The following is a 17,637-nucleotide window of genomic DNA, read 5'->3' on the forward strand; positions in this document are numbered from 1 at the left end:
CCCGGGTGGTCATCGACGCCGCGTCACTGCCCGCCTCCGGCTCGGAGAGGCAGTAGGAGAACATCGCGTCACCCGATGCGACCGGCGTCAGGTATTTCCGCTTCAGCTCCTCGGAGCCGGCCAGCAGCAGCGGCATGGTGCCCAGCTTGTTGACCGCCGGGATCAGCGAGGACGAGGCGCACGCCCGCGCCACCTCCTCGATCACGATGGCCGTGGCCAGCGCGTCCGCGCCGGCGCCGCCGTACTCCGCCGGGACGTGCGGGGCGTGGAAGTCGGCCGCTCGCAGGGCGTCGTAGGACGCCTTGGGAAACTCACCTGTCTCATCCGCCTCAGCGGCGTGCGGTGCCACCTTCGCCGCACAGACCTCACGGACCGCCTCCCGGATCGCCTCGTGCTCCTCCGGCAACCGGTAGACGTCGAACGACTGCTCTGCGGCCATGTCGGCCCTCCCCTTCCACCGCTGTCGTGCGCAGTCCGGGCCGCCCGGGGGCCGCCGACTGCCGCAGACTGAAGAATAGCCACCGGGCCCCGACCGGACCTTACCGGCGGGTAGGCTCGCGCCCGGGCGGCGGCAACCCGACCCACTACCCTCACACGAGAATCAAGTTTCCCTCGGTGCCCGGCCTAGGCGCCCAGCCGAATGCGACGCGAGGATGCGCCGCCAGTGCGAGCGGAGAAGACAGGCGTGACGATCCCGTACCCGAACTCCCAGCCGATGCCCGCCATCGCCGCGGTGACCCCGCCCTCCGGCGCGGCCCGGCCCCGGGTGACCTTCCTCGGCACCGGTTACCTCGGTGCGACGTACGCCATCTGCTACGCCGAGCTGGGCTACGAGGTGCTCGGCTTCGACGTCGACGCCGACAAGATCGCCAAGCTGAACGCCGGTGAGGTGCCGATCCACGAGCCCGGCCTCGACGAGCTGCTCCGCCGCAACCTGGCCGCCGGGCGGCTGCGCTTCAGCACCGACATCCAGGAGACCGCCGACTTCGGCGACGTGCACTTCATCTGCGTCGGCACCCCGCAGCGGGCCGACGGCATGGGCGCCGACCTGTCGTACGTCGAGGCGTCCGTGACCAGCCTCGCCCAGCACCTGACCCGCAAGGCGCTGATCGTCGGCAAGTCCACCGTGCCGGTGGGCACCGCCGAGTGGGTGGAGCAGTTGGTCGGCAAGCACACGCCGGTCGACCTCGGCGTCGAGGTGGCGTGGAGCCCGGAGTTCCTCCAGGAGGGCTTCGCCGTCGACGACGTGCTGCGCCCCAACCGGATCGTCGTCGGCGTCAAGAGCGAATGGGCCAACGGCATGCTCTTCGCCGCCCACAAGGGCGTCTTCGACCTGGCCGCCACCGAGGACCGCGAGGTGCCCCTGGTGGTCACCGACTTCGCCACCGCCGAGCTGGTCAAGGTCGCCGCGAACGCGTTCCTGGCCACCAAGATCTCGTTCATCAACGCGATGGCCGAGGTCTGCGAGGCCGCCGGCGGCGACGTCACCCAGCTCGCCCGCTCGATCGGGTACGACCCGCGCATCGGCAACCGCTTCCTCCAGGCCGGGCTCGGCTTCGGCGGCGCCTGCCTGCCCAAGGACATCCGCGCCTTCCAGGCCCGCGCCCAGGAGCTGGGCGCCGGCGAGGCACTGCGCTTCCTGCACGAGGTCGACCTGATCAACCTGCGCCGGCGTACCCGGGTGGTGCAGCTCGCCGCCGAGCTGCTCAGCCGCCGCTCCGGGCCGGCCGGCCCGGACCTCTCCGGCACCCGGATCGCGGTGCTCGGCGCGACCTTCAAGCCCAACACCGACGACGTACGCGACGCCCCCGCCCTCGCGGTGGCCGCGCTGCTCGGCAAGGCCGGCGCCGACGTGCACGTCTTCGACCCGCAGGGGATCGAGAACGCGCGCCGCGCGGTGCCCGGCCTGGCCTACGAGGAGACCATGAACGACGCCGTCCAGGGCGCCGACCTGGTCTGCGTGCTCACCGAGTGGGCCGAGTTCCGCAACGCCGACCCGGTGGCCCTGGGTGAGTTGGCAAACGGCCGGCGGGTCGTCGACGGGCGCAACTGCCTCGATTCGACACTGTGGACGCAGGCCGGCTGGGAGTACCGCGGCCTGGGCCGTCCCTGACCGATCGACGCCGGGTCGGCCGGCCGGGGAGCGCTTCCCCGGCCGGCCGGTCCTTTTTGTTGTCCGGAACGCGCCGGCAACTGTCGAAATCCCGGCCCGGTCAAGGCATGCTGCCTCTGGAGGTCCACAGTGCGAGGGCACAGGCGGACGGGAGACGGTCGTGGAGAGCTTCAGGTGCGCCTCGTGCGGGCGGGAGATCAAGCCCGCCGCCGTCTGTCCGCACTGCGGCGCGGAGCAGCCCCAGTGGGCCGAGCACCTGGCCGACATCGAGCGGTCGATCGCCGAGATGAAGGCCCGGGACGCCGAGATCGCCCGTGAGCAACGGCAGATCGCCGCCAAGATGCAGGCCGCGCTCTTCCAGCGCGACATCCTGGCGCACGCCGGCGAGGAACGGGTCAAGCAGGCCACCCGGCCCCGGCGGGTGCTGCGGCGGCGACCCGGCCGCCGGCCGCCCACCGCCGCCACCGGCGCGCCGCCCCGGGTGCCCCGGCAGGGCACCCCGCCGCCCGCGCCGGACGACCTTCCGCCGTCGCCGCCCCGCGGCCGGCCGCAGTGGCTCGACGTGGACGACCCGGAGCACCCGCCGGAGGCGTCCTCGCGCGAGGTGCAGAACATCCCCCTCGGGCTGGGCGCGCTGCTGCTCGGCGTCGCGGCGGTGGTCTTCGCGGCGGTCGCCACCAGCTCGATGGACGCGCTCGCCCGGCTCGGTGTGCTGCTGGTCGCGACCGTGCTGATGCTGCTCGCCCCGCCGGTGCTGGCCCGCCGCGGGCTCACCTCGACCGCCGAGACCATCGCCGCGGTCGGGCTGCTGCTGGTGCCGCTGGCCGGGTACGCGGTCTGGGCCGTGGACCGGATCGGCGGCGGCACCTCGGGTGCCGCGTTCGCCGGCGCGATCTTCCTGGTCACCACCGTGGTCGCGGTCGGCTACGCGTACGGCACCGGGCTGCGCGCGCCCCGCTTCGCCACCGTGCTGGCCGCCCAACCGGTGCTGCCGCTGCTCGCGTACGAGCGGGTCAGCGGGCCGACCGGCTGGGCGCTGGTGCTCACCGCGGTGGCCGTGCTGGACCTGGCGCTGGCCCGGTCCTCGGTGGTGCGCGAACGGCCGGTCCGGACGGACCTGCCCCCCACCGCCCCGACGGCGCCCGCCCCGTCCCGGCAGCGCGCCGACGACGACCGGCCCGAGTCGGCGCCGGAGGAGTCCGCCGAGGTGCTCGGCGGCGAGCCGCCGTCCGGTCCGGCCACCGTCACGCCGGCCCGGCCGGTGCCGTGGCTGCGCGAGCTGACCTGGCTGCTGCACGGCGCGGCGGTGGCGCTCGCCCTGGCGTACGCGGTCACCGCCCTGCTGCGCGCCACCACCGTGCCGGCCGCCGCCGGCGCGAGCGCGGTGCTGCTGCTCGCCGCGCTGACGGCGCTGGCCGGCACGCTGGTGCTGCGCCGGCCGCCGCTGCCCGACGTGGGCGCCGGCATCCTCACGCTCGCGGTCATCGGCGCGCTCGGCCGGGTCGCCTCGGTGGCGCTGCCCGGCCGGTCCCTGCTGCTGATCGCCGCGGTCATCGCGCTCACCGGGCTGGCCGTGCGGGCCATGCCGGAGACGGCCCGCCGGGGCCCGCAGCTCGCCTCCGCGGTGGCGTTGACGGTCAGCGGCCTGGTGGTCGCCGTTGGCGCGCTGCGCGCCGGGCTGGCCCCGGTCCGGGCGGCGCTGCCCGCCTGGTCCGCCGACCTGAGCGGGTGGCACGCCGAGCTGGCCCGGGCGGTCGGTCCGACCGGCTGGCAGCTCGCCGCCAGCGCCCTGCTGCTCACCGTCGCCGCCGTGGTCGCGCTGCCCACCACGATCCGGCGCGAGTTCGCGGTGGTCGGCGCCGCGCTCACCGCGCTCGCCGTGCCGGCCTCGCTCGGTCTGGGCTGGGCGACGGCCTGCTGGCCGATGCTGCTGACCGCGGTCGCCGTCGGGGTGCTCGGGCTCACCGCCGGCACGGAACGCGCCGCAGTGGTGCACGCGGTGACCGCGGCCGGGCTGGGGCTGACCGGCGCCGGCGCCGCGCTGGCCCGGCCCGCGCTCACCGCCGCCGCGTTGACGCTGCTCTTCCTGGCCGGGGCGCTGGTCTCGCTCGCGCCCCGGGTCCGGATCGCCGCCGCCGCGACGGACACGGTCTGCGCCTGGGCGGCCGGTGGCGCGGCGTTCGCGCTGCCCGGCGCGGTGGCCGCGTTCGTCGCCGCCACCGTGCCGACCCCGCCGGCGCCCACCCCGGCCAACCTGCGCGAGATCACCGTGCCGATCCTCGCGGCGAGCTTCCTCGGCGTGTGCGTGACGCTCGCCTACGCCGCCCTGGTCCAGGTGGCGCAGCGGCAGCTCAGCATGCCGCACGCGCTGGGCACCGTGCTCGGCGCGGTGGCCGTCGCCGCCGCCGGGTTCTTCGCGCCCGGCGCCACCTCGGCGGACGCCTGGGTGGGCGGCCTGCTGCTGATCGCCGCCGGGCTGCTGGCGGCGGCGCCGCGGATCGACGCCGGGCGTCGCGCCGACATGTCGCTCGACGGCTCCGACCTGGCGCTCGCCGCCACCACGGTGGCGCTGGTCGCCACGCTGGTGCGGATCGCCGCCGTGCTCGCGCCCGGCGGCCAGCTCGTGGTGGCCGCCGCGCTGGTGCTGGTGGTGGCCGTCGCGGCCCGGGCTCTGCCGGAGGAGTGGCGGCGCGGCCCGATCCTCGGCATCGCCGCGGGTGGCACGCTGATCGGTCTCGTCGCCGCCTGGAGCGCGCTGCGCGGCGGGGTCGGCGTGCTGGCCACCCCCGGCCCGATCTGGGCCGGGGACCTGAGCGGCTGGCCGGCGGCGCCGACCGGCGGGGCGACCTGGCAGGCGCCGATCACGTTGGCGCTGCTGGCGGCGACCGCCGCCGTCCTGCTGCCGCCGCCCTGGAAGTACGACGTCTCGGGGGTGTGCGCGGTGCTCGCCACCGTGGGCGCGCCGGCCGCGTTCGACCTGCCCTGGTGGTCACCGGTGCTGGTGGGCACCATGGTGGCCGCGGTCTACGGGATGGCGGCGGTGGCCGCGACGGACCCGAGGGCCGCGCTGTCCCGGGCGACCGTGGCCGGCGTGGTGGCGTTGCACGCCACCGGCGCCGGCCTGGTCCGGCCCTGGACCACCGCGTTGGCGTTGAGCAGCATCGCGTTGATCGGGGTGACGGTGGCCGTCCTGGCCCGGGCGTTCGCGCCGGCGCTGGTGGAGGACGTCCGCGCCGAAGGCATGCCGCCGCACCTGGTCCAGGTGGGCGGCGCGGCGGCCGGGTCGGCCCTGCTCGCCCTGCCCGGCGCGGTGGCCGCCCTGTCGGTCGAGTTCGGCCGCCCCGCGCAGGTGGTGCTCACCGCCGCGCTGGCGGCCGCCAGCATCGGCCTGGCCGTGGTGGCGGCGGTCCGCCGGCAGGTGCCGCAGTACCTGCCGTACGCCAGCGTGGCAGTGGTCGGTGCGGGCACCGTCACGGCGGTCGCCGCCCTGCTCGTCCGGCTGCCCGCCGGCGTGTTCGCCGCCGCCGCGGCACTGCTCGGTGTGCTCGCCGAGCTGATCCGGGCGGCCACCGTCCCGCCGGTCGGCTCGGCCCGGCCGGTACGCCGCTGGTCGGTGCTGCTGAACGGGGCACTGCGCCGGGACCCGGACCAGCCCACCGAGCTGCGGTGGCGGGTCAGCCCGGCGGCCGGCGCGCTGGCCGCGGCGGCGCTGCCCACCGCGCTGGCGCTGGTCACCCTGGCGCCGTCGCTGGTGGTGGCGCTGTTCTCGACGTTCGTGGTGCTGGGCCGGGTGTGGCAGGGGCCGCCACCGGAGCTGCTCACCCCGCCGCCGGAGGCGGTGGATCCGACCCACGTGCTCACCGCGCTGCTGCTCACCGCTACCGCGGCGCTGGCCGCGACCGGGTTCAGCGGCGGTCGCCGGTCCCGGGCGGTGCCGGTGGTCCTGCCCGGGGCGGCCCTCACGCTGCTGATCACGCCGGTGGCGCTGGGCCAGGGCTGGCCGGTGACCGCGGAGGCGGGGCTGGTGGTGTTCACCATCTCGATGCTGGGGCTGGCGCTGACCCCGCCGCCGGCACTGGCCGAGCCGGGCCGCTCGATCCGGGTCGCCCGGGTGCTGGTCTTCGTCATCGGTCTGGCCGCCGGCGGCGCCGGGCTCGCCGGTGCTCTCGCCACCCGTGACCTCACCCTGATCACGTTGGGCAGCGCGGTCGGTGTGGGCGCGATCGCCGCCTTCTTCGGCACCACGCAGCGGGCCCGCATCCTCGGCTGGCTGTTCGCCTCGCTGATGGCCCAGCTCTTCGTGCTCACTGTGGGGCTGGTGGCCGGGCTCGCCGCGGTGTGGTCGGCGTTCGGGGTGCTCGCGGTGGGGGCGGCGTTGCAGGTGTTCGCCGCCACGCTGCCCCGGCTGCGCCGGCCCGAGGCGTACCGGGAGGCGGCCACCGTCGAGTGGAGCGGGTACGCGGCGGCGCTCATCGCGCTGGCCCTGGCGTACGACTCGCCCCGGCACATCGCGGCGTTGCTGGCCGCCTGGGGTGCGGTCCTCGGGGTGGCGGCCAGCCGGCCGGGACGCCGCCCGTTCGAGCGGAACCTGCTGTTCTGGGCGGTGGTGGCCTGCGAGATCACCGCCTGGTGGATCCTGATGTGGGTGGCCGACGTGGCGCTGCCCGAGGCCTACACCCTGCCGTTCGCCGCGTTGGCCCTGCTGGTCGGCGTGCTGCAACTGCGCCACCGGCCCGACCTGTCGAGCTGGGTGGCGTACGGGCCGGCGCTGGTGACCGCGTTCCTGCCCACGCTGGCGATCGTGGTGGCCACCGACTCCAGCATGCTGCGCCAGGTGTTGCTGCTGCTCGGCGCCGTGGCGGTGCTGATCTTCGGCTCGACGAGCCGGCAGCAGGCACCGGTGATCGTGGGCGCGACGGTGACCGCGGTGGCCGCGGTGCACGCGCTGTTCAGTCTCGGCCCGTGGCTGGTGCTGATCCCGGTCGGCATCGTCCTGCTGGTGCTCGGCGCCAGCAACGAGCGCCGCCGCCGCGCCCAGGAACGCCTGCAGACCGCGCTGCGCGGCATGCGGTGACGGGGGGCGGCGCACCCGCCCGCCGCCCGCTGATCACCCGACCGCAACGGCGGTTACTTTCCGTGCCGGAACCGCCGGTGGACCCGACCGCAGGATGCCGCCTTTGCTCTGCAGCCACGGACGCAGCAGTCACCCTGCGTGGCAAGCCATCGCCGGGCTGCCCGCCGCAGGCTAAGACGTCCCCGCAGGTCAACGCGGTGCTGCGTCAATGGCTGCAGAGCAAAGGGGGCGACAGGCGACGACCACGCCGGCCATCGCCGCTCACGCTCAGCAACAATGGCGGCCGACACGCAGCGTGCGTGAACTGCGGGCGGTCAGGCCAGCGAGGCGCGCAGCGCCGCATCCTTCTCGGCGACCAGATCCTCCAGGCTCGCCTGGTAGGCGGCCATCCGGTCGCGCAGCGCCGGATCGGAGGCGCCCAGGATGCGTACCGCGAGCAGCCCGGCGTTGCGGGCGTTGCCGATCGACACGGTCGCGACCGGCACGCCGGCCGGCATCTGCACGATGGACAGCAGCGAGTCCATGCCGTCCAGATACTTCAGCGGCACCGGCACACCGATCACCGGCAGCGGGGTGACCGAGGCGACCATGCCGGGCAGGTGGGCGGCCCCGCCCGCGCCCGCGATGATCACGCGCACGCCACGACCGGCGGCTTCCCGGCCGTACTCGATCATCTTCAGCGGGGTGCGGTGCGCCGAGACCACGCCGACCTCGTGCGGCACGCCGAACTCGTCCAGCGCCTCGGCGGCGGCCCGCATGGTCGGCCAGTCCGAGTCACTGCCCATGATCAGCCCGACGGTGCTCATGCGCGTCCCTCCTGAAGCCACCGCGCCGCGCGCGCGGCCCGGGCCCGTACCTCGGCCAGGTCGGTGCCGAGCACCGTGACGTGCCCGATCTTGCGGCCCGGCCGCACCTGCTTGCCGTACAGGTGGACCTTGGCACCCGGCTCGGCCGCGAACAGGTGGTGCAGCCGCTCGTCGATCGAGATCCCGCCCGGCTCACCGCCGAGCACGTTCGCCATCACCACGACCGGCGCGGTGAGCGACGTGTCCCCCATCGGGTAGTCGAGCACCGCACGCAGGTGCTGCTCGAACTGCGAGGTGCGCGCACCCTCGATGGTCCAGTGGCCCGAGTTGTGCGGACGCATGGCCAGCTCGTTGACCACCAGCCCGGTGGGCGTGTCGAACAACTCCACCGCGAGCAGCCCGACCACGCCGAGCGCGGTGGCCAGGTCGATGGCGAGCTGCTGCGCGGCCACCGCCCGCTCCTCGGGCAGGTCGGGCGCGGGCGCCAGCACCTCGACGCAGATGCCGTCGCGCTGCACCGTCTCCACCACCGGGTACGCGGCGACCTGCCCGAACGGCGACCGGGCGACCTGCACGGCCAGCTCCCGGCGCAACGCCACCCGCTCCTCGACCAGCAGCGGCGTGCCGCCGTCGAGTAGCGTGGCGGCCAGCTCGGCGGCCTGGTCGGAGCCGTCCACCAGCCAGACGCCCCGCCCGTCGTAACCGCCCCGGGCGGCCTTGAGCACCACCGGCCAGCCGGTCTCCTCGCCGAACCCGACCAGGTCGGCGGGCGACTCCACCGGACGCCAGGCCGGGTTCGGCGCGCCCAGCTCGGCGAGCCGCTCCCGCATCACCCGCTTGTCCTGCGCGTGCACCAGCGCCTCGGCCGGCGGGAACAGCTTCACGCCCTCGGCGGCCAGCGCGCGGATGTGGTCGTTGGGCACATGCTCGTGGTCGAACGTGACCACGTCGCAGCCCTTCGCGAACGTGCGCAGCGCGGTCAGGTCGGTGTGGTCGCCGTACTGGACGTCGGCGGCGACGAGCGCCGCGCCGTCGTCCGGGGCAAGCGCCAGCACGCGCAGCGACTGACCAAGGGCGATGGCGGCCTGGTGGGTCATCCGGGCCAGTTGGCCGCCACCCACCATGCCGACGACGGGGAGTCCGGTACGGGAGTCCATAGCGCCGCCAGCCTAGCCGGGCCGACGGCGGGCCCGACCGCGAGGGCGGCGCGTCCCACCAGCATCGTCACGACCTCAGCCGAGCTGGGCGACCAGCTCCTCGACCGAGGTCACCGGCCGCTGGCAGACGAACCCCCGGCAGACGTACGCGGTCGGTCGCCCGTCGACCAGCGGCCGGTCGGCCAGCAGCGGCACGCCGGGCTGGTCCGGGGCGCCGGCGACCACCACCGCGCCGGGCGGGGCGTGCCGGTGCGCGGCGGCCACCAGCGGGTCACCCGCCGGGTCGTCGGTCACCACCGCGATCTCGTACGGCCCGGAGAGCAGCGCCTCGCCGACCGTGGCGGCGTAGCCGGTGAACCGGGCGTGCCGGTCGACGATCGGCGCGACGGTCGACAGCGTCTTCTCGGCCGCCTCCCGGTAGCGGGTCTCCCCGGTCAACGCCGCGTACCCGACCAGCGCCGCGACGATCGCCGACCGGCCCGACGGGGTCGCGTTGTCGGTCGGGTCGGCCGGCCGGGTCACCAGCCGCTCGGCGTCGTCGGCGGTGTCGTAGAAGCCGCCGTCCGGCGCCGCGAACCGGGCCAGCGCCACGTCGAGCAGCTCACCGGCGAGCGCCAGCCACCGCCCCTCGCCGGTGAGCTGGTGCAGCGCGCAGAACGCCTCCGCCACGCAGCCGTAGTCCTCCAGCACCCCGGCCGGCTCGCCGACCACACCGTCCCGGGACACCCGGCGCAGCCGGCCGTCCACCAGGTGCACGGCCGCCAGGTGCTCGGCGGCGTCGCGCATCGCCCCGTCGGCGACGATGACCACGCCCTCCATCAGGTTCGCGTCCTCATCCTCCGGCGACGCGTGGAGCGCAGCGACCTGCTGGAACTCCGCGATGGCGGTGATCGCCAGGCCGTTCCAGGCGGCCACCACCTTGTCGTCGCGCGCCGGTTGCGGGCGCGTGTCCCGAGCGGCCAGCAGCCGGCCCACCACGTCCCGCCAGCGGGTCCGTACCGCCGGGTCGGCGTCGTCCACGTCCCGGGCCAGCTTCAACACGCTGGCCCCTTCCTCAAAGGTGCCCGCCTCGGTGACGGTGAACAGGTCGGCGGCGAACCGGCCGTCGTCCTCGCCCAGCACCTCGATGAGCTGGGCCGGCGTCCAGACGTAGGTGAGCCCCTCGACGCCCTCGGTGTCCGCGTCCAGTGCCGAGGCGAAGCCCTCGCCGGCCCGGTGCAGCTCGTCGGCGAGGAACCGGGCGGTGTCGCGGGCCACCCGGCGGGCCAGCTTGTCGGCGGTGAGCCGCCAGAGCTGGGTGTAGACACGCAACAGCAGCGCGTTGTCGTAGAGCATCTTCTCGAAGTGCGGCACGGTCCAGTGGCCGTCCACCGAGTAGCGGGCGAAGCCGCCGGCGAGCTGGTCGTTCAGGCCGCCGCGGGCCATCGCCTCGGCGGTGTGCCGGACGATCTCCAGGCTGCGCGCCGACCCGGTGCGCCGGTGGTGCCGGAGCAGGAAGAGCAGGTTCATGTGCGGCGGGAACTTCGGCGCGCCGCCGAAGCCGCCGTTCGTCTCGTCGTACTCCCGGGCGAGCTGGGCGGCGGCGCCGTCGAGCAGTTCGGCGGTGAGCGGGGCGGTCACGCCGCCGACGGCCTGGGCGCCGCCGATCGCCTCGACCACGGCGGCGCCCTGCCGCAGCACCTCCTCGCGCTGGTCCCGCCAGGCGGCGGCGACCGAGCCGAGCAGCCGGACGAAGTTGGCCCGGGGGAAGTAGGTGCCGCAGAAGAACGGGGTGCCGTCCGGGGTGGCGAAGACCGTCATCGGCCAGCCGCCCTGGCCGGTCATCGCCTGGGTGGCGGTCATGTAGACGGCGTCGACGTCGGGGCGCTCCTCGCGGTCGACCTTGACGCAGACGAAGTCGTCGTTCATGAGGCGGGCCACGGCCTCGTTCTCGAACGACTCGTGGGCCATCACGTGGCACCAGTGGCAGGCCGCGTAGCCGACCGAGATGAGCACCGGCACGTCGCGCCGTTTCGCCTCGGCGAACGCCTCGTCGCACCAGGGCCACCAGTCGACCGGGTTGTCGGCGTGCTGGAGCAGGTAGGGCGAGGTGGCCTGGGCGAGTCGATTCACCATCCGACCATAGCGAGCGCGCGACGCCCCCGCGCCGCGAGTGGACCGGCCGGGTCGGGACCACGCCCCGACCCGGCCGGCAGGTCACCGGGTCAGCGTGAGCGTCGAGGTGTCCGTCACCGTGTATTCGTTCCAGTATTCGAAGTCGCGGACGGTGATCTCGCTGACCGCCTGCGCGGTGCCGCGCTGGAACGTCACGTCGGCCGGATAGGTGGTGGCCGACCAGGGCACCTCCTGGCCCGGGACGCACGGGATGTACGGCGAGAAGTTGGCCCGGACGGTGCCCGCCTTCCTCTGCTGCTGGACCAGTTCGCCGGCGATGTCGAAGGTGTCCGCCCGGGTGCAGGTGATCGTGCCGCGAATGGTGGCGATGCCCTTGCTGTTCACCGTGGCCGCCGGGTTGACGGTCAGCGTGACCTCCTGCGCCGGCACCGGCGGCGGGTTCGAGATGTGGATCTCACCGCGCAGACCGCCGGTCGCCCCTTCGCAGCGGATCTCGAAGGTGGCGTCGAAGCGCTCGACGTAGTCGAACGGGCCCCAGGCCGCATCGAGGACGGTGAACGAACCGGTGCTCTGCGCGCAGGAGCGCCCCCAGCCGTCGTTGGAGAGCCGGATGCCCGCCTGGTGGTTCTCGTAGTCCGGCTGCCCGACGTTCTGGTAGGTGTCGCCCGCCTTCAGCGCGGCCGGGGCCGTGACAGCGAGGTCCCAGGTGCCGTCGGGGTAGTTCGACGAAGTCATCTGGAACTGCTGCGCGTTCCAGCCCGACGCGCTCGTCTCGTCGCCCGGAGTGGTGGTGGCGGAGCTGTAGGAGTAGGAGTTGCCGGCGGTGATCGGGTCACCGGGCTCACCGGTGACGCTGAACGACCAGGACTCCACCGGGCGGGCCTGCGCCGGGGCGGAAGCGACCAGGCCGGCGGCACCGGCGGTCAGTGCCATGGTCGCGGCGAGCAGAACCCGTCGCCAGGAACGTGTCATCGTCGTCCTCCCCGTGTGGACGTCAACGGGGACGCCCGTCGCGCCCACCGTGCCAGCAGACTAGGGCCGACCAGTCACCCCCGCTGCCCCGCACCGACGGGATGTCGGCAGCCCGACGCCCCGCCACGGACCGTCCTTCCGTTATTCACTTCGGTCTATTTGAATCGGCATATGCCCGGCGTCGCCCACCGCCGGTACGTCCGAAGGAGACGGTCCATGCGCAGACTCCCCGCCCTGCTCGCCCTCGCCGCCCTCGCCGGCGCCGCGCTGACCCCCGCCGCCGCCTCCGCCGCGGTGCCACCGGAGACCCGCTGGTCCGCCACCACCGCGGTGGGGATCCACAACACGTACGAGCGCGGCACCTACACCTACCTGGCCCAGGCGCTCGACGCCCGACCCGGCCTGATCGAACTGGACGTCTGGCCGGACGTGCTCACCCGACAGTGGCGGGTCAGCCACGGCAACCCGCTCGGCAACGACAACAACTGCGTGGCCGCCACCAGCGCCGCCCAGCTCTACACCGGCACCCGCAACAAGAACCTGGAGCACTGCCTGGACGACATCCGACTCTGGTTGGGCGCCCACCCCGAGGCCGGCCCGTTGATCCTCAAACTGGAACTCAAGACCGGCTTCAGCGGCCGTACCGGGCAGGGGCCGGCCCAGCTCGACGCGGTGCTCGCGGCCCGGCTCGGCGACCGGGTGTTCCGCCCGGCCGACCTGCTCGCCGGCCAGCCCAGCCTGGACGCCGCCGCCCGCGCGGACGCCTGGCCCACCCGGGCGCAGCTCGCCGGGAAGGTGATCGTCGAGCTGATCCCCGGCACCGTCGAGGAGGGCAACCCGACCGACACGCTCTGGACCGACGTGGAGTACGCCCGCCACCTGGCCGGCCTGGCCGCGGCCGGCACGCTCGGCACCGCCCGCGCGTTCCCGGCCGTGCACCGGGCCCAGGCCGGCGACCCCCGAGCCCGGTACGCGGATCCGGCGCTGCGACAGTGGTTCGTGCTGTTCGACGGCGACGCCTCGGCGTACGTCACCGGCGGCATCGACACCGCCTGGTACGACACGAACCACTACCTGCTGGTGATGACCGACGCGCAGAACGTCCCGCCCGCCGTCGGTGTCGGTGACGCCGACGCGGCGGCGGCCCGGGTGGCCCAACTCGCCCGCGCGCACGCCACCATCGCCTCCGCCGACTGGTCCACGCTGCCGGCGGTCCTCGACGACGTCCTCCCCCGAGGCTGACCCCTCACCCACCCCCTCACCCCCTCACCCCTCACCCCGACGCGCCCTGTTTCACGGAAAGAGTGGCTATCCGGGCCCGGATGGCCACTCTTTCCGTGAATCTGCGACAGAGGGAGGGGGGTGAGGGGGGAGGGTGGGTGGGTCAGGAGGCGCCGTCGGCGCGTAGCGGGAAGACGTTGCCGCGAGCGGTGTCGCGCAGCGACCCGAGCACCGCGCCGATCTTGTCCGCCGGCATCGGCTTGAAGAAGTGGTAGCCCTGGGCGGCGGTGCAGCCCAGCTCCGCCAGCGCGGTGCGCTGCTCGGCGGTCTCCACCCCCTCGGCCACCACCCGCAGCCCCAGCTCGTGGGCGAGCCCGACGGTGGTACGCACGATCGCCGCCGCCTCCGGCGAGTCGGCCATCCGGATCACGAAGGAGCGGTCCACCTTCAACTCGTCGACCGCGATGCGGGTCAGGAACGTCAGCGACGAGAAGCCGGTGCCGAAGTCGTCCACGGCGAGCTGCACGCCCATCGCCCGCAGCGTGGCCAGCACCTCGTCGATGACCTCCAGCTCGCTCATCACCACCGTCTCGGTGATCTCCAGGACCAGCCGGCGCGGCGGGACCTGGTGCCGGCGCAGCGCCTCCTCGATCTCGGTGGGCAGCCGCGGGTCGAGCAGGCTGCGCGCCGACAGGTTCACCGAGATCGGGACGTCCAGCCCTTCCCGCGCCCACTCGGCGGCCACCGCGAGCGCCTTGTCCAGCACGTAGCGGGTGAAGCTGCCGAGCTGCTCGCTGTTCTCCACCGGCCGGATGAAGTCGGACGGGCCCAGCCAGCCCCGGCGCGGGTGCCGCCACCGGATCAACGCCTCCACCCCGGTCGGCGCGCCGGTGGCCAGGTCCACCGCCGGCTGCAACGCCAGCACGAGCTGGTCGTCGGCGGCCAGGGCCTCCCGCAGCTCCGCGAGCAACGCCAGGTGGTCGGTGCTGGCCGCGTCCCGGGAACTGTCGTACGCGGCGACGCTGCCGCCACCCTCCTTGGCCTGGTACATCGCGATGTCGGCGCGACGCAGCAGCTCGGTCAGGTCGGCGGCGCCCGCGTCGGCCACCACCACGCCGACCGCCACCTCGACCGACATCCGTACGCCGGCCACCTCCGTCGGGGCGGCGAGCCGCTCGGCGACCTCCCGGGCCTGACGCAGCGCGTACGCCAGCGGGGCCGTCCGGTCGTCGATCACCGGGACCGAGGTCAGCAGCAGCGCGAACTCGTCGCCGCCGAGCCGCCCGAGCAGGTCGCCCGGTCGGGTCAGCACGGCCAGCCGGTTGGCGGTCAGCCGCAGCAGCTCGTCACCGGCGGCGTGCCCGAGCGTGTCGTTGACCTCCTTGAACTGGTTGACGTCCAGCAGCAGCAGGGCCACCGGGTGGTCGTGCGGGCGCTGCCGCAGCGCCTGGTCGCCCCGGGCCAGCAGCGCCGCCCGGTTGAGCAGCCCGGTGAGCTGGTCGTGCACCGCCTCGTACGACGAGCGGGCGGTGACCAGCCGCAGCTCGCGGTGGGTCGCGGCGTCGTGCAGGGCGGCGGCCAGGGCGTCGGAGAACGCGGCCACGCCGTCGCGTTCGGCGTGGCTGGGCGGGGCGGAACGGGCGAAGCGCACCCGCAGCCGACCCACCTCGACGGTGCCCACGGCGAGCCGCCGGACCAGCTCGTGCTCGCCCGCGCCGGGCTCCGCGGTCGGGTCCACCTCGACGTCCCGCACCTGGCCGCCGCGGTCGGCCCGGTAGCGGCGCCAGCGCCCCTCCCCGCGCGCCACGTCCACCTCCACCAGCTCGGCCCCGAACAGGGTGAGCGCGCCGGTCACCGCGGCGGTCGCGACGCCGCGTTCGTCGAGCTGGTTGAGCGCGGCGGTGGCCTCGGCGAACGCCCGCCAGGTCCGTCGTTCCTGATCGGCCCGGAGCCGGTGCCGGTAGGTCTGCTGGAGCAGCCACAGCGGCGGCGGCAGGAGCAGCAGCCAGCGCGCGTCGAGTTCGAGCAGCGCGACCACCACCAGGCCGACGGCGACGTTGCCGACGAACATGGGCAGCTTGCCGCGCAGCGCGGCCAGCAGCGGCGGCCCGATCGGGATGCCGTGCCGCAGGGCGATCGTGGCGGCGCCCAGCCAGGCGGTGGTGAGCAGGTAGGTCACCGCGCCGACGCTCAGCGCCAGGGCCAGTTCCGGGGTCGGCGCGGCGAGCAGCGGCCGGCCGAGGGCGCTCGCGACCGCGCCGGCGAGCGCGGTGGCGGCGGTGAGCGAGCCGGCGATGCGGACCAGCTCCAGCACCGGTCGGCGGTCGGCGACCAGCGACATGGCGGTCCACGCGGCACCGGCGCCGAGCAGCGCCGCGCCCGGGAGCCAGCCGGCGGGCACCAGCCAGAGGCAGACCACCAGCGCGGCCTCGCCCCAGGTGATGCTGACCATGCCCGCCGCGGTGCGGAAACGCAGGCGGGCGAGCTGGGCGACGGCGAACGCGACCGCGGCGAGGGCGAACCGCGCCGGCCCCGGCAGCGGGTCACCCGCCGGCAGGTTCGCCGGTACGGCGAGACCGAGCACCGCCGCCAGCAGCGCGGTGACCGCGACCGCGGCGGTCAGCAGCACGACGCTCAGCGGCGTGCCGCGCAGGCCGAGCCGGTCGGAGGGACGGTCGGCCGGTTCGGAGGTCACGGCCCCGCCTCGCGGGGGCCCGGAATCGGGGCACGGTCGGGGCCGGTTGCTGTCCTCGACATCGGCGCCCCCCTTCCGCGCAGGGTCCGGGGCCTGACGGTCCCCCCGGCGGAAGGCTAAGCCAAAGCCGGTGGTCGCAACAGGGGTCGACGACCGGCTTGGGCGTGATTCACGCGGTGTTCAGCTGTTGCGGCGCTGCTGGGGGCCGTTGGGAGTATTCGTCGGTGAATCCTGCTCGACGACCCCGTCTGTCGGATCGACGACTGCCGCGTCGACCCGACCCGGCTCGGCCTGGGCCGGGAACCGGTCGGGCAGCCGGCGCAGCCGGGCGTTCATGTTGCGGATCAGCAGGACGGTGACGGTGGCCAGCGCGATGATGAGGAAGAGGCCCATCGGGCCGGCCAGACCACCCGTGCGGGTGTCACCGAAGTTGTTCTCCGCGAGCACCTGGGCGGTGGTCAGCATGGTGTTCCTCCGATGTGCGGCTGACGACCAGGGTAGCCCGCGCCGACGTCAGTGGGCACGGCACGTCTCGCGCACACCGGCGAACAGGTCGGACTCGGGGAGCGGGCTGTCCACCAGCGAACGGGCGAGTTGGAAGTCCTCCGTCGGCCAGGCGCGCTGCTGGAGGTCCATCGGGACCTGGAACCAGAACCCGTCCGGGTCGATCTGGGTGGCGTGGGCGCGCAGCGCGTCGTCGCGGACCGGGAAGTAGGCGGCGCAGTCGACCCGGGTGGTGATCCGCTCGCCCTTGTCGGGGCGCTCCTCCCAGCGCTTCATCCACTCGACGTACGGCGACTCGTGGCCGGCGGCGAGCATCGCCTCGTGCAGGCTCATGATCCTGGCCCGGGAGAAGCCGACGTCGTAGTAGAGCTTGAGCGGCTGCCACGGCTCGCCCAGCTCCGGGTGGCGCTCCGGGTCGCCGGCCGCCTCGAACGCGGCCACGGTGACCTTGTGGGTCATGATGTGGTCCGGGTGCGGGTAGCCGCCCTCCTCGTCGTACGTGGTGACCACGTGCGGGCGGAACTGCCGCATCAGCCGCACCAGCGGCGCGGCGGCGACGTCCACCTCCTGGAGCGCGAAGCAGCCGTCCGGCAGCGGCGGGAGCGGGTCGCCCTCGGGCAGCCCGGAGTCGACGAAGCCGAGCCAGGCCTGCTCGACGCCGAGGACCGCGCGGGCGGCGTCCATCTCGGCCCGGCGGATGTCGCCGATGTTGGCCCACACGTCCGGCCGGTCCATCTTCGGGTTCAGCACGCTGCCCCGCTCGCCGCCGGTGCACGTGACGACCAGGACATCCACCCCCTCGGCGACGTATTTCGCCATGGTGGCGGCGCCCTTGCTCGACTCGTCGTCGGGATGGGCGTGCACCGCCATGAGACGCAGTTGCTCTGCCACCTTCGGCGCTCCTCGTCTGTGCCCACCGGTCGACCCGCCCGGGCCGACCGGCTGACCTGCCGGAATCTCCCCCCGCGCCCGCGAAAGCC

At 74.7% G+C, this 17,637-nt stretch carries 11 protein-coding genes; 3 read left to right on the top strand and 8 right to left on the bottom strand.

Annotation, left to right across the window (positions count from 1 at the left end; all coding sequences use genetic code 11):
- Nucleotides 1-439: acyl-CoA dehydrogenase family protein (locus ACH495_RS30530; RefSeq protein WP_396861174.1), on the bottom strand; the 439-nt coding region annotated here is incomplete at its 3' end.
- Between the two features lie 246 nt (nucleotides 440-685).
- On the opposite strand from ACH495_RS30530, the gene ACH495_RS30535 reads away from it, so the two are divergent.
- Both ACH495_RS30535 and ACH495_RS30540 read left to right on the top strand, forming a co-directional pair.
- Nucleotides 686-2,113 (top strand): UDP-glucose dehydrogenase family protein, encoded by a 1,428-nt coding sequence (locus tag ACH495_RS30535; RefSeq protein ID WP_396861175.1) that lies wholly within the window; start codon nucleotides 686-688, stop codon nucleotides 2,111-2,113.
- A gap of 160 nt (nucleotides 2,114-2,273) precedes the next feature.
- The gene (locus ACH495_RS30540; protein WP_396861176.1) at nucleotides 2,274-7,187 is read left to right on the top strand and encodes an SCO7613 C-terminal domain-containing membrane protein; all 4,914 of its coding nucleotides are present in this window, start codon (nucleotides 2,274-2,276) and stop codon (nucleotides 7,185-7,187) included.
- Nucleotides 7,188-7,501: 314 nt separating this feature from the next.
- Here ACH495_RS30540 and purE read toward each other — a convergent pair whose 3' ends face one another.
- The 4 genes from purE to ACH495_RS30560 form a co-directional block, all read right to left on the bottom strand.
- Entirely contained in the window at nucleotides 7,502-7,993 is a 492-nt protein-coding gene (purE, locus tag ACH495_RS30545; protein WP_396861177.1) for a 5-(carboxyamino)imidazole ribonucleotide mutase, read from the bottom strand.
- Nucleotides 7,990-9,150 carry a 5-(carboxyamino)imidazole ribonucleotide synthase gene (locus ACH495_RS30550; protein WP_396861178.1) on the bottom strand — a complete coding sequence of 387 codons (1,161 nt, stop codon included), beginning with the start codon at nucleotides 9,148-9,150 and terminating at the stop codon, nucleotides 7,990-7,992. Before ACH495_RS30550 ends, purE begins: the two co-directional genes overlap by 4 nt.
- A 75-nt stretch (nucleotides 9,151-9,225) precedes the next feature.
- Nucleotides 9,226-11,262: a thioredoxin domain-containing protein gene (locus tag ACH495_RS30555; protein WP_396861179.1), complete on the bottom strand. Its 2,037-nt coding sequence runs from the start codon at nucleotides 11,260-11,262 to the stop codon at nucleotides 9,226-9,228.
- 84 nt (nucleotides 11,263-11,346) lie between these two features.
- Entirely contained in the window at nucleotides 11,347-12,237 is an 891-nt protein-coding gene (locus ACH495_RS30560) for a hypothetical protein (protein WP_396861180.1), read from the bottom strand.
- Between the two features lie 216 nt (nucleotides 12,238-12,453).
- Here ACH495_RS30560 and ACH495_RS30565 point away from each other — a divergent pair, with 216 nt between their 5' ends.
- Complete coding sequence (locus ACH495_RS30565) at nucleotides 12,454-13,479, top strand: phosphatidylinositol-specific phospholipase C domain-containing protein (protein ID WP_396861181.1); 1,026 nt, start codon at nucleotides 12,454-12,456, stop codon at nucleotides 13,477-13,479.
- 142 nt (nucleotides 13,480-13,621) lie between these two features.
- Here ACH495_RS30565 and ACH495_RS30570 read toward each other — a convergent pair whose 3' ends face one another.
- The 3 genes from ACH495_RS30570 to mca all read right to left on the bottom strand — a co-directional run bounded on the left by ACH495_RS30570 (nucleotide 13,622) and on the right by mca (nucleotide 17,548).
- Complete coding sequence (locus ACH495_RS30570; RefSeq protein ID WP_396861182.1) at nucleotides 13,622-16,153, bottom strand: putative bifunctional diguanylate cyclase/phosphodiesterase; 2,532 nt, start codon at nucleotides 16,151-16,153, stop codon at nucleotides 13,622-13,624.
- 180 nt (nucleotides 16,154-16,333) lie between these two features.
- Nucleotides 16,334-16,618, bottom strand: a complete 285-nt coding sequence (locus ACH495_RS30575) for a hypothetical protein (RefSeq protein ID WP_396861183.1) — start codon at nucleotides 16,616-16,618, stop codon at nucleotides 16,334-16,336.
- Between the two features lie 48 nt (nucleotides 16,619-16,666).
- A complete protein-coding gene (mca, locus tag ACH495_RS30580; protein ID WP_396861184.1) occupies nucleotides 16,667-17,548 on the bottom strand; it encodes a mycothiol conjugate amidase Mca in 882 nt (293 codons plus the stop codon).
- Between the last annotated feature and the right edge of the window lie 89 nt (nucleotides 17,549-17,637).

Source organism: Micromonospora sp. NPDC018662 (genome assembly GCF_044391475.1).
GTDB lineage: Bacteria > Actinomycetota > Actinomycetes > Mycobacteriales > Micromonosporaceae > Micromonospora.